We start from the raw sequence: 12,261 nt of genomic DNA, 5'->3' as shown, positions 1-12,261 counted from the left end.
CCGGTCAGCAGGCGGCGCCCACTGCTCAGCCGCCCTCGCGGGCCGCCGGTTCCAGGGTAGACACCTCCGGGGACACGGCCCGCTCACCCGTCCGGGCGGCGCGGCGCACCGGGTCGAGCGAGCGTTGCACCGCGGCGGCCAGCACCTCGAGGACCAGCGCCACCGCGGCGACCACGATCGCCCCGGCGATGCCCTTGCCGTAGTCGGTGCGGAAGAACCCGTCGGTGATGACCCGCCCCAGGCCGGGCCCGGCCACCAGGGCCGCGATCGTCGCGGTCGCCCAGACCTGCACCAGCGCCAGCCGCACCCCCGACATCACCAGCGGCAGCGCCAGCGGCAGCTCGGCGCGGCGGAACTGCTGCCACCCGCTCATGCCCATCCCGCGCGCCGACTCGCGCACCTCGGGCGGCACCTCGCGCACCGCGACGTAGGCGTTGGTGATCAGCGGCGGCAGCGCGAAGAGCGCGAGCGCGACCAGGGTGGAGATGCCCGCCCGGCCGTACGGGCCGACGGTGCCGGTGCCGGGGAAGGCCCCGCCGGTCCAGGCCCACGCGTCGCCGGCGACGAAGATCGCCAGCAGCGCGAAGGTCGGCACCGCACGACCGACGTTGGAGATGTTGATGGCCAGGAACCCGCCCCGGCCCAGGTGGCCCAGCCACAGCGCGACCGGCAGCCCGACCAGCATCGCGGCCGCCAGCGCGGTGACGGTGACCAGCAGCTGCTGGACCAGCAGCTCGAGCATCCCGCCCTGGCCGGTCCAGCTGTCGGCGTCGCGCAGGTAGGCCAGCGCGTCGAGGAGCACGTCCACGGGATCAGCCCGCCGTCCGGGTCCAGGGCGTCAGCACCCGCTGCGCCGCCACGATCACCACGTCGAGCAGCACCGCCAGCGCCACGCACAGCACGGCCGCGGTCAGCAGCTGGGCGCGGAAGTTGCTCTGCACGCCCTCCGCGATCAGGTTGCCCAGCCCGCCGTAGGCCACCAGCGACCCGACGGTCGTCAGCGCCACCGTCGAGACCGTGGCGACCCGCAGCCCGGCCATCACCACCGGCACCGCCAGCGGCAGCTCGACGCGCAGCAGCAGCCGCCCGTCGCCGTACCCCAGGCCGCGCGCCGACTCGCGCACCTCCTCGGGCACCGCGCGCAGCCCCTCGAGGATCGCGCGCACCAGCACCGTCAGCGCGTAGAGGCCCAGGCCGATGACCACCGTGGTGGCGCTCAGGCCGGTGAAGGGCACCAGCAGCGGGAAGAGCGCCAGCGACGGCACCGTGTAGAGGCCGGTGCTGACCCCCAGCACGGTGCTCTCGAGGCGCGGCAGGCGCCGGGCCAGCAGCGCCAGCGGGAAGGACAGGGCCAGGCCGAAGAGCACCGAGACGATCGTGATGGCGACGTGCTGGGTGGTGGCCTCGACGATCTCGGGGCGGTAGTCGACCACGTAGTCCCAGCACAGCCACTCGTTGGTGAGCCGTCCGTAGCAGCTCGGCCCGTCGTCGGCCTGCGCGAGTAGGGTCACCGCATGGACGCTACCGGGTCGGCTCCCGCGAACGTGATGATCCGTCTCTCCGGCGTGGGCAAGCGCTACGACGACGGCACGGTGGCCGTGCAGGACCTCGACCTGGAGGTGCGCGAGGGCGAGATGGTGGTGCTGGTCGGGCCGTCGGGCTGCGGCAAGTCGACCACGCTGAAGATGATCAACCGCCTCATCGAGCCCTCGACCGGCACGATCGAGATCGACGGCCAGGACGTCACCACCGCCGACCCGGTCAGGCTGCGGCGCGGCATCGGCTACGTCATCCAGCAGATCGGGCTCTTCCCGCACCAGCGCATCGTCACCAACGTGATGACGGTGCCGCTGCTGTACGGCGAGTCGAAGGCCACCGCGCGCGCCCGCGCGGTCGAGCTGCTCGAGCTCGTCGGCCTCGATCCCGAGCGGTACGCCGACCGGTTCCCCCACCAGCTCTCCGGCGGTCAGCGCCAGCGTGTCGGGGTGGCCCGCGCCCTGGCCGCCGACCCGCCGGTGCTGCTGATGGACGAGCCGTTCGGGGCCGTCGACCCGATCGTGCGGGTGCGGCTGCAGGAGGAGTTCCTGCGCCTGCAGCGCGAGCTGGGCAAGACCGTCGTGATGGTCACCCACGACATCGACGAGGCGGTCAAGATGGGCGACCGGGTCGCCGTCTTCGCCGAGGGCGGCCGGCTGGCGCAGTACGGCACCCCGGCCGAGCTGCTGGGCGGGCCCGCCGACGAGTTCGTCGCCGACTTCGTGGGCTCCGAGAAGAGCCTGCGGCGCCTGAGCGTCGTCCCCCTGCGGCGTGAGGACCTCGAGCCGATGGACGGTGTCAGCGCCGGCCAGCTCGGCGCCGCCATCGACCTCGACTCCACCCTCGAGGACGCCCTGACCCACCTGCTGCGCGACGACAGGGGCATGGTCGGGGTGCGCGAGGGCGCGCAATTCGTCGGTGTCCTCACCCCCGACGGGGTGCACCGCGCCCTGCGCGCCTCGCTGGCCGAGCAGGCCTAGCCGCCCCGAGGAGTCTCATCGGCGCGGCCGGGCCTCAGCCCTCGACGGGCACGTCGCGGTGCCAGGACTCGGTGACGTACTTCGTGCGCCAGCCCATCGCGGTGTAGAGCTCGTGGGCGTTGGTCGAGGAGTCGGCGTCGACCTCGAGGCCCACGCCGACCCGGCCGCGGCGCGCGGCGTCGCAGATGATCGTGCGCAGCAGGCCCTTGGCCACGCCGCGGCCGCGGGCGGCCTCGACGACGCCGATGTAGGAGACGTAGGAGGAATCGGGGCCGGTCGCGTTCTCCGAGACGGTGCCGATCAGGGCGCCGACCGCGGGGTGGCGGCCCTCCTCGGCCTCGAGGCCCTCGGGGACGTCCTCGACCATCTCGGCCAGCCACCAGTGGTTCCAGCGGTGCCCGGGGTCCTCGCGCAGCCGGTGCAGGAACTCGGCGTAGGACTCCTCGAAGTTGTTGAAGTGGTCGGTGAAGGACTGCTCGAGCACGTCGTGGACCGCGCGCAGGTCGGCCTCGTCGGGCAGGCCCTGGCCCTCGCGGTCGACGAGGCGGAAGCGCACGCCGCGCGCCTCCCACTCCTCGTTGTCGGGCACCAGGTCGCGCTCCTCGGGGGTGACCGGGCGGTTCATCTGCCACCAGGTGCGCACCTTGCGGAAGCCGGCGCGGGTCAGCCACTCGTACTGGCGCTCGTCGCCCTCGAAGGCGCCGGTGTCGATCTGCTGGGTCGGCAGGCCGCGCGCCTCGCCGACGGCGCGGGCCTGGCCGGCCGCCCACCCGAAGAGGGCGTCGGAGCACTTGCGCGCGATCGGCGGGGCCAGCTCGCGGCTGACGATGTGGGAGTAGAGCATCCGGCCGCCGGCGCGGTCGTGGACGCTGCCCCAGGCCTGGATGCTGCCCTCCGGGTCGCGGATCACCACGTTGGCACGGGTGCGCAGGCCGTGCTCGGAGACCTCGACCAGCACGTCGTCGACGCCGGCGCCGGCCCAGCCGCGGCCGTGGCGCTCGTGGGCGCGCAGCAGGTGGGTCAGGCGGGCGACCTCGAAGCGGTCCTCGGCGTCCGGGGTCCCGACCTCCCAGCCGTCCGGCAGGGGGAGGTCGTCGAGGATCTCCCCCGGGTCGCTCTCGAAACGGTTCTCCTCGGGCAGCGCTTCCTCGTCGTTCACGGGGGTCATGATGCCGTACGCCGCCTCGCCCGCTCGGGCGTGGTGGTCCCGGGGCTCAGGCGCGGCGGCGGGCCCCGGCCTCGGCGGTGCGCCAGGCGGCGGTGACGGTCTCGAGCTCGGCGCGCAGCACGTCGATCTCGGCCTCGAGCTCGGCGACCCGCACGATCGCGTCGGCGGCGCGCTCCTCGGCGGACTCCAGGCTGCGGGCCACGACGCGGCCCTCCTTCTCGAGCTCGACGTTGCGGCGGTGCGCGACGTCGACCTGGCGGGCGCTGTCGGCGGCGGTGCGCTGGGTCTTGACCAGCTCGGTCTGCAGGTCGCCCAGGGCGCTCTCGCGCTCCTCGAGGCGCTCGGTCAGCTCGGCGACGCGGGCGGCGTGCTCGTCGGCGCGGGTCTCGGCCAGACGGCGGTAGGCCTGGGCCTGCTCGGCGCGGTCGCGCGCCGCGTCGCGGCGCGACTGCAGCAGCTCGGCGTGGGTGATGCGGGTGGCGGCGGCGCCGAGGACGACGGCGGCCAGGGCGGCGACGGTCACCAGCAGGGCGGACCCGCTGGCGACGGCGCCGAGGACGAGCAGCGCCGAGAGGACCAGCAGCACCGTGGCGACGGTGAGGCGGGTCGAGCGCTGGCGACGCCGCGAGGCCCGCGTGGCGGATGTGACGGACGCGGCGGTTGTGGCCTGCGTGGCCCCAGCGACAGAAGTGGACATAGCGCCAGGCTAGGCGTCCGAGTCGTCTCCCGGCACGCGACACGCGCGCTCGAGCAGCAGTCCGCACGCGACAACGCCCACACCGGCCAGCGCCGCGAGGCCCGACCAGAGCATCCGCTGGCCGGCCAGCTCGGCGTTCAGGCCCAGCCAGGACAGCGCGTAGCCGGCGTACCCGGCCCCCACGAGGGCGCCGACGTAGGCGCTGGCGCGCCCGAAGGCGAGCCGGTTGACCGCGCGGTGCGGCTCCATCGGCTCACGGCGCACCTGCAGGGCGGTGTGGGTGTGGCGGGCGGTGACGCCGATGACCAGCGCGAGCATCGCCAGGAGCGTGGGCTGCACCCAGGTGACCACGGGCGCGGAGCCCAGCCAGGCGGTGCTGACCGGGCGGGCCAGCCAGCCGGCGACGAGGCCGACGACGACCGCGGCCGTCAGCAGCGCGGGCGAGGCCGGGGCACGGCCCCAGCCCTGGCCGGGGGGCCGCCCCGGGGGCTGCTCGGGAGTCCGCTCGGGCTCGCTCACTCGACGGCGAGCGTGAGGTCCTCGCGCAGCGTGATGCCATCGAGGCCGGTCTCGGCCAGCAGGTCGGCGATCGGCCCGCGGCCCGGCAGGGCGGCGTCGGGCTCGAGGTCGAACCACGGCTTGAGCACGAAGGCGCGCTCGGCGGCACGCGGGTGCGGCAGGCGCAGGTGGGGCTCGTCGCTGCGGCGGTCGCCCACGACGATCAGGTCGACGTCGAGGGTGCGCGGGGCGTTCGGCACGTCGCTGCGCTCGCGCTCGAAGGCGTCCTCGATGGCCAGCGCGCGGTCCATCAACCGGTTCGCGGCCAGCGTGGTGTCGATGAGCACCACGGCGTTGAGGTAGTTGCGGGCGTCCTCCGGGGAGTCGACCGGCTCGGTCTCGTAGACCGGCGAGACGCCGGTGACCCACACGTCGGGGGTGTCGGCGATGGCGTTGACCGCGCCCTGGAGCATGGCCATCCGCTCGCCGAGGTTGGACCCGACCGCCAGCACGGCACGGCGGATCGGGCGCATCTCACCGGTGAGGGTGTCGGCGTTGATGATGTGCGGGTTGGGCGTCTCAGTCACGTCGAGTCCTCGCGTCTCCGGGTGATCGTCAGCGTGACGTCCGAGAACGTCGCGCTGATGGGGGCGTGCGGCTTGTGGACCGTGATCCGGGCCCATTCAACACGGTCGTCCAACAAGCAGACGTCGGCGACCCGCTGGGCCAGGGTCTCGATCAGGTCGACCGGCTCGCGCTCCACCGCGGTCTTGACCGCGGTCACGAGACTTCCGTAGTCGACGGTGTCGCGCAAGTCGTCCGAGGCGGCGGCGGGAGCGGTGTCGACGCCCAGCGCGAGGTCGAGCACGAACGTCTGCCCGTCGCGCTTCTCGTGCGCCAGGACGCCGTGGTGGGCGAAGCACTCGACGCCGAGGACGGCGATCTCGTCAGTCATGCCCACCTCCCTGCGCGTCGGTCCTGCCGGTCTCGTCGGCGAGCATCGCGGCCCGGGCGGCCAGCGCGTCGCGAGCAGACCGTACGTCGTGGACCCGCACCCCCCACACCCCGGCCCTGGCCAGCTCGAGCACCACCGCCAGGTGGGCGGCCTCGCGCTCGCCCACGGGGCGGGGCCCGGCGGCGTCGGCGAGGAGCGAGCCGAGGAAGGACTTGCGGCTCGCACCGACCAGCAGCGGGTGCCCCAGGGCCATGAGCGGGTCGAGGTCGCGCAGCAGCTCCCAGCTGTGCGCGGGCGTCTTGGCGAAGCCCAGGCCGGGGTCGAGCACGATGCGGTCGTCGGCCACGCCGGCGGCCCGGATCGCCGCGACCCGCTCCTCCAGCTCGCGGCAGACCGCCGCGACCACGCCGCCAGGCTCGTCGTACACCGCGAACTCGCGCATCCTGTCGCTGTGGGCGCGCCAGTGCATGGCGACGTACGTCGCCCCGGCGGCCGCGACGACCTCGAGCAGCGCGGGGTCGGCGAGGCCGCCGGAGACGTCGTTGACGACGACCGCGCCCGCCTCGAGGGCCGCCTCGGCGACCTCGTGGCGCATCGTGTCGACCGATACGACCGCGCCGGCGCCCGCCAGCTCGCGGATCACCGGCACCACGCGGGCCAGCTCTTCGGCGACCAGGGGACGCGTCGCGCCCGGCCGGGTCGACTCGCCGCCGATGTCCAGCAGGTCGGCGCCCTGCTCGAGGAGCGCCAGGCCGTGCTCGACCGCGGCGGCGGGGGCGGCGTACCGGCCCCCGTCGGAGAACGAGTCGGGGGTGACGTTGACGACGCCCATGACGCGCGGGCGTCCCAGCGGCACGGCCAGGGCGGGGATCATCGGCTGCTCGGCGCGCTGCTCAGCGGCGCGTGGTCCCGTGGATCAGGGCCATCGCCTCGGCGCGGGTGGCGCGGTCGGTGAGCATCGTGCCGCGCACCGCGGAGGTGACGGTGCGGGCGCCGGCCTTGCGGACCCCGCGCATGGTCATGCACAGGTGCTCGGCCTCGATCACCACGACGGCGCCGCGCGCCTCGAGGATCGTCATCAGCGCGTCGACGACCTGCGTGGTCAGCCGCTCCTGCACCTGGGGGCGCTGGGCGTAGACGTCGACGAGGCGGGCCAGCTTGGAGATGCCGGTGATCTTGCCGCTCTCGGCGGGGATGTAGCCGACGTGCGCGACCCCGGTGAAGGGCACCAGGTGGTGCTCGCACATCGACCACAGCTCGATGTCGCGCACCAGCACCATCTCGTCGTGACCGAGGTCGAAGGTCGTGGTGAGCACGTCCTCGGCGCGCATCCGCAGCCCGGCGGTGACCTCGGCGTACGCCCGCGCGACGCGGGCGGGTGTCTCGAGCAGGCCCTCGCGGTCGGGGTCCTCGCCGATGGCCAGCAGCAGCTCGCGCACCGCGGCCTCGGCGCGCGCCTGGTCGAAGTCGGGCACCTCGCCGGGGTCGCGCTCGACCATGCTGACCGGGCCGATCCCGTCGGTCACGGACGCCACGTGTCGTCGGAGGGGGGCGGCGTGCCGCCGTGGACGTCGCCGCCGGCGCCCGGCGGGGTCACCACGGCCCCGCCACCGGCCTCGTCGGCCTCGGCCGGACGGTCGACCCCGTTGGTGCGGGCCCGGTCGCGGATCTCCTGCGGGATCTCGACCGCGGGCACCTGCGAGGGCCGGCGGTCGGGCGAGCCGGTCCAGGCGGGACGCCGGTCGCGGCGGCGCAGCGGCACGAAGACCTCGGCGATCTGCTCCTTGTCGAGGGTCTCCTTGTCCAGCAGCGCCAGGACGAGCGCGTCGAGCACGTCGCGGTTCTCCTCCAGGATGTCGAAGGCCTCCTGGTGGGCGGCCGCGAGGAGGTTCTTGGTCTCCTCGTCGACCTTGGCCGCGACGTCCTCGGAGTAGTTGCGCTGGTGGCCCAGGTCGCGGCCCAGGAACGGCTCGGAGTTGGAGTCGCCGAGCTTGATCGCGCCCAGGCGCTCGGTCATGCCGTACTGGGTGACCATCGCGCGGGCCAGGTTGGTGGCCTTCTCGATGTCGTTGCCGGCACCGGTGGTGGGGTCGTGGAAGATCAGCTCCTCCGCGGCGCGCCCGCCCAGCATGTAGGCGAGCTGGTCGAGCATCTGCGAGCGGGGCTGGGAGTACTTGTCCTCGTCGGGCAGGACCATCGTGTAGCCCAGCGCGCGACCGCGCGGCAGGATCGTGATCTTGTGGACCGGGTCGTTGCCGGGCAGCGCCGCGGCCACCAGGGCGTGGCCGCCCTCGTGGTAGGCGGTGATGAGCTTCTCCTTCTCGCTCATCAGCCGTGAGCTGCGCTGCGGCCCCGCGATGACGCGGTCGATGGCCTCGTCGAGGGAGATGTTGGTGATCTGCTTCTCGTTGTTGCGCGCGGTCAGCAGCGCCGCCTCGTTGAGCACGTTGGCCAGGTCGGCACCGGTGAAGCCGGGGGTGCGGCGGGCGTACGAGCGCAGGTCGATGTCGGGGGCCATCGGCTTGCCGCGCGAGTGGACCTCGAGGATCTTCTGGCGCCCGGCCAGGTCGGGGGCGTCGACCCCGATCTGGCGGTCGAAGCGGCCCGGGCGCAGCAGCGCGGGGTCGAGCACGTCGGGGCGGTTGGTGGCGGCGATGAGGATGACGCCGCCGCGCACGTCGAAGCCGTCCATCTCGACCAGCAGCTGGTTGAGGGTCTGCTCGCGCTCGTCGTGGCCGCCGCCCATGCCGGCGCCGCGGTGGCGACCGACGGCGTCGATCTCGTCGATGAAGACGATGGCCGGGGCGTTCTCCTTGGCCTGCTCGAAGAGGTCGCGCACGCGGGACGCGCCGACGCCGACGAACATCTCGACGAAGTCGGAGCCGGAGATGGAGTAGAAGGGCACGCCGGCCTCGCCGGCCACGGCGCGGGCCAGCAGCGTCTTGCCGGTGCCCGGCGGGCCGTAGAGCAGCACGCCCTTGGGGATCTTGGCGCCCACGGCCTGGAACTTGGCGGGCTCCTGGAGGAACTCCTTGATCTCGCCGAGCTCCTCGATGGCCTCGTTGGCGCCGGCGACGTCGGCGAACGTGGACTTCGGCATGTCCTTGGAGATCAGCTTGGCCTTGGACTTGCCGAACTGCATGACGCCGCGGCCGCCGCCGCCCTGCATGTTGTTGAGCAGCCAGAGGAAGACGATGAAGATGATGATGAGCGGCAGGAACGAGAACAGGAACGAGCTCAGCGCGCTCGGGCGCGAGATCTCGGTCTTCAGCTCCTCGATCTCGCCGCTGTCGACCTGGTCGCTGGCCGCGTTGTAGAGACGGGGCTGGGTGCCCTGCACCCAGTAGGAGAAGACCTCGGCGCCCTCCTCGCGCACGCCCTCGTCGAGGGTCGCGCGGATCTCCTGGTCACCGTCGACGAAGGTGATCTCCTTGATCTCCCCCGACTCGATGTAGGCGGACATCTCGGAGGCGGGGATCTCGTCCCCGCCGCTGCTGGGGGCCAGGAACTGCAGGGCGAGCAGGACGCCGACCACGGCGACCACGATCCACAGCCAGGGACCCTTGACAAAGCGCTTCACGGACTTCTCTCGTCTCAGACGTCGAACGGACCGACGACGGTACATGCCCGCGTCAGGCTCATCCTCGCAGGCGACTGGTGATCGCGGGGTCCCGGGACGACCGGGGCCGGCTCAGGAGTAGACGTGCGGGGCGAGCGTGGCGATGTCGCGCAGGTTGCGGTACTTCTCGCGGTAGTCCAGGCCGTAGCCCACCACGAACTCGTTGGGGATGTCCCAGCCGACGTACTTGACGTCGACGGGCATCTGCAGCGCCTCGGGCTTGCGCAGCAGCGTGGCGATCTCGACGCTCGCGGGGTTGCGGCTGCTCAGGTTGGAGGTGAGCCACGACAGGGTCAGGCCGGTGTCGATGATCTCGTCGACGATGACGACGTGGCGACCGGAGATGTCGGTGTCGAGGTCCTTGAGGATGCGCACGACGCCGCTGGACTTGGTGCCCGAGCCGTAGGAGGACACCGCCATCCAGTCCATCTCGAGGTGGCGGGTGAAGGAGCGGGCCAGGTCGGCCATCACCATCACGGCCCCGCGCAGGATGCCGACGATGAGGAGGTCCTCCCCCTCGTAGTCCTGCTCGATCTGGGCGGCCATCTCCTTGAGCCGGTCCTGGATCTGTTCCTCGGTGAAGAGGACGTTGACGAGGTCGTGCTCCACGTGGGCAGAATCCATGGGCAGAGCCTAAGGGGGCACGCGGTCGGTGCGCCCCGGGGCTACCCCTTCTTCACCACGCGCAGGGTGGAGACCTGCTCGCCGCTGCGGTGGGCTGCGTCGCTCCAAGACCACGACCGTGCCGGTGGCGCCTGGCACCTCCCCCGTGGTCATCTCGGTGGCTCAGGCGGCGGGCGTGTAGTCGTCGAGGACGATCTGCAGGCGGGGGTGGAGGATGTCGACCCGTGGTCGCGTTGGTGCTGCTGTGACCGGTGGGTGGGCGGGTGGGAGGTCGGGTGCCCTTGATCGGACCTGGTGGCCGGTGGGGGTGGTCGTGACGACGGTGCTGCCCTCGGTGGTGGCGGTGAAGCCGGGGGCTTCCTTGGCCTGGTTGCAGGCCTCACAGAGCCCTTGTCCGTTGGTGGCGCTGGTGGGTCCGCCGGCGTGGTCGGGGACCACGTGGTCGTGGTGCCGGATGGGTGCGTCGCACCACGGGGTGCGGCACGACTGGTCGCGCAGGTCGATGAAGAGTCCCAGGCTGGCGGGGAAGGTACGGGCCCGGGAGTCCATCGCGACCAGGGCCCCGGCGCTGGTGGTGTAGAGCCGGCGCAGCGTCGCCTGCGCCTGCTCGACCGCGGTGGCGACCAGCTCGCGGGCGAACCCGGCCGGCACCGGGCCGTAGCCGGCGACCCAACCGGGCTGGTGGCCGCCGCCGAGGAGGGTGGCGTCGGAGACGGTCAGGTTCACCGCCACCGGAATCGCCGGGACCGCGGGAACTGGCGTCGGCTCGGCGGACCGGGTGAGCACGGAGGTGACGAGGGTGTCGGCCATGACCTGGCCGCGGGAGCGCTCATCGCCAGTGGCGCGGGCGGAGTCGGCGGCGCGGGTGAGTGCGGCGTACGCCGCGACGCCCTGCGCGACCGGGAGCAGCGCGGTCAGGTAGGTCATCGTGTCCGGTGCCGGTCGCAGGGACACGTACCGCTCACCCTCGGCCTTGCGGGAGCGCTTCAGTGCGGCGTGCGGGTCGAGCTCGTAGGCGCGGGCCCGGGCAGCGGCGACCAGTCGCTTGTCGCCCCAGCCCTCGGTGGTCTCGGGGTCGGCCATCAGCTCCGCGTCGACCCGGCGCCGGTCCTCCAGCGACAGGCACGCGGTCTCGCGGGCCAGGAGGGTGGCGCGCCACTCGCTACACCAACCGGCGCGCATCGCAGCCAGGGTGTGTGGCATCTCGGCCACCAGGATCTTCGCCAGCCCGAGGTGGCGGGCACCCCTGTTGGGTGACTCGCGCCGCGCCAGCCCGACCTGCGAGGCGACACCGACGCCCTGCCGGTCGACGGGCAGCCCGGCCGCGGCGTGCCGGCGGCGTACGACCTCGTCGAGACGAGCCGTCAACTCGGCCTGCAGCGCGGCGGCGTGGGCCTTGAGCTCATCGAGCCGCCGGACTTCCTCGACCAGCTCGGCCTCGCCGAGGGCGGCGAGATCGGTGGTGGAGGGAGCAGCTGTCATGCCCCAATCCTACTCGAACGCACGTTCGACGCATAGGGGTGGAAGCACCTGTGGACAGCGGCAGGGGCCGGGCCGCGGATGCGGTCCGGCCCCTGCGCACGGGCGGTCAGGAGTCGACCGCGCTCCATCCACCACGAGGGCTGCTCGTGGCCGACTTCCCCGCCTTGGCCCGCTTGACCCGGACCTTCCGCGTCTTGGCCGCGGAGGACTCCACGTCCGACGAGCCGAGGTAGCGGACCTTGACGCGGTGCGTCCCCACGGCCAGCTTGGGCAGCTTCAGCCGCAGCACTCCGGCCTGGTCCGCGTCGAGCGTGCGGGTCAGGTTCTTGGCACCCCGCACCCTCACCCGGATCTCCCCGGTCGGCACGGTCTCGTCGGCCGTGCGCACCACGACCTTGATGTCAGCTCGCTGACCGGCTCGCACCGGCTTGTCCAGCACCTTGAGCCTGGTCTTGGACGAGACCGGTGCCGCCGGCTCGGGGTCCGGAGCCGGGTCGGGGTCCGGGACCGGGTCGGGGTCCGGGACCGGGTCGGGGTCCGGGACCGGGTCGGGGTCAGGGACCGGGTCAGGGTCCGGAGCCGGGTCGGGGTCAGGGACCGGGTCGGGGTCCGGAGCCGGGTCAGGGTCCGGAGCCGGGTCAGGGTCCGGAGCCGGGTCAGGGTCCGGAGCCGGGTCAGGGTCCGGAGCCGGGTCAGGGTCCG

General features: G+C 73.2%; 14 protein-coding genes. 1 reads left to right on the top strand and 13 read right to left on the bottom strand.

Annotated elements, in window-relative coordinates; translation table 11 throughout:
- Positions 1-25: 25 nt before the first annotated feature.
- Together OCU29_RS05615 and OCU29_RS05610 are read right to left on the bottom strand one after the other, a co-directional pair.
- The gene (locus OCU29_RS05615; RefSeq protein ID WP_261819129.1) at positions 26-808 is read right to left on the bottom strand and encodes an ABC transporter permease; all 783 of its coding nucleotides are present in this window, start codon (positions 806-808) and stop codon (positions 26-28) included.
- 4 nt (positions 809-812) lie between these two features.
- Complete coding sequence (locus OCU29_RS05610; protein WP_179615238.1) at positions 813-1,511, bottom strand: ABC transporter permease; 699 nt, start codon at positions 1,509-1,511, stop codon at positions 813-815.
- 3 nt (positions 1,512-1,514) lie between these two features.
- Between OCU29_RS05610 and OCU29_RS05605 the strand changes: the two genes are divergently transcribed.
- A complete protein-coding gene (locus OCU29_RS05605; protein WP_218876281.1) occupies positions 1,515-2,516 on the top strand; it encodes an ABC transporter ATP-binding protein in 1,002 nt (333 codons plus the stop codon).
- A gap of 34 nt (positions 2,517-2,550) precedes the next feature.
- Here the strand turns inward: OCU29_RS05605 and OCU29_RS05600 are convergent, their stop codons facing one another.
- The 11 genes from OCU29_RS05600 to OCU29_RS05550 form a co-directional block, all read right to left on the bottom strand.
- The gene (locus tag OCU29_RS05600; RefSeq protein ID WP_261819128.1) at positions 2,551-3,675 is read right to left on the bottom strand and encodes a GNAT family N-acetyltransferase; all 1,125 of its coding nucleotides are present in this window, start codon (positions 3,673-3,675) and stop codon (positions 2,551-2,553) included.
- Between the two features lie 55 nt (positions 3,676-3,730).
- Entirely contained in the window at positions 3,731-4,381 is a 651-nt protein-coding gene (locus tag OCU29_RS05595; protein ID WP_179615236.1) for a hypothetical protein, read from the bottom strand.
- Between the two features lie 9 nt (positions 4,382-4,390).
- A complete protein-coding gene (locus tag OCU29_RS05590; protein ID WP_261819127.1) occupies positions 4,391-4,900 on the bottom strand; it encodes a DUF3180 domain-containing protein in 510 nt (169 codons plus the stop codon).
- A complete protein-coding gene (gene folK, locus OCU29_RS05585; protein WP_179615235.1) occupies positions 4,897-5,466 on the bottom strand; it encodes a 2-amino-4-hydroxy-6-hydroxymethyldihydropteridine diphosphokinase in 570 nt (189 codons plus the stop codon). The genes OCU29_RS05590 and folK overlap by 4 nt, the downstream gene beginning before the upstream one ends.
- Positions 5,463-5,834, bottom strand: a complete 372-nt coding sequence (gene folB, locus OCU29_RS05580; protein ID WP_261819126.1) for a dihydroneopterin aldolase — start codon at positions 5,832-5,834, stop codon at positions 5,463-5,465. Before folB ends, folK begins: the two co-directional genes overlap by 4 nt.
- A complete protein-coding gene (gene folP / locus OCU29_RS05575) occupies positions 5,827-6,708 on the bottom strand; it encodes a dihydropteroate synthase (RefSeq protein ID WP_246305127.1) in 882 nt (293 codons plus the stop codon). Before folP ends, folB begins: the two co-directional genes overlap by 8 nt.
- A gap of 19 nt (positions 6,709-6,727) precedes the next feature.
- Positions 6,728-7,333 carry a GTP cyclohydrolase I FolE gene (folE, locus tag OCU29_RS05570; protein ID WP_218876917.1) on the bottom strand — a complete coding sequence of 202 codons (606 nt, stop codon included), beginning with the start codon at positions 7,331-7,333 and terminating at the stop codon, positions 6,728-6,730.
- Between the two features lie 23 nt (positions 7,334-7,356).
- Positions 7,357-9,414: an ATP-dependent zinc metalloprotease FtsH gene (gene ftsH / locus OCU29_RS05565; RefSeq protein WP_370463654.1), complete on the bottom strand. Its 2,058-nt coding sequence runs from the start codon at positions 9,412-9,414 to the stop codon at positions 7,357-7,359.
- Between the two features lie 111 nt (positions 9,415-9,525).
- Positions 9,526-10,077: a hypoxanthine phosphoribosyltransferase gene (hpt, locus tag OCU29_RS05560; protein ID WP_179615231.1), complete on the bottom strand. Its 552-nt coding sequence runs from the start codon at positions 10,075-10,077 to the stop codon at positions 9,526-9,528.
- A gap of 162 nt (positions 10,078-10,239) precedes the next feature.
- Positions 10,240-11,559, bottom strand: a complete 1,320-nt coding sequence (locus OCU29_RS05555; protein ID WP_261819124.1) for an HNH endonuclease signature motif containing protein — start codon at positions 11,557-11,559, stop codon at positions 10,240-10,242.
- 106 nt (positions 11,560-11,665) lie between these two features.
- Entirely contained in the window at positions 11,666-11,998 is a 333-nt protein-coding gene (locus OCU29_RS05550) for an Ig-like domain-containing protein (RefSeq protein WP_261819123.1), read from the bottom strand.
- Positions 11,999-12,261: the final 263 nt, after the last annotated feature.

Origin of the sequence: Nocardioides sp. OK12, from assembly GCF_024341885.1 — a bacterium.
GTDB classification, from domain to species: domain Bacteria; phylum Actinomycetota; class Actinomycetes; order Propionibacteriales; family Nocardioidaceae; genus Nocardioides; species Nocardioides marinisabuli.
The sequence above is the reverse complement of the archived record's forward strand: the minus strand, read 5'-3'. Positions and strand labels throughout refer to the sequence as shown.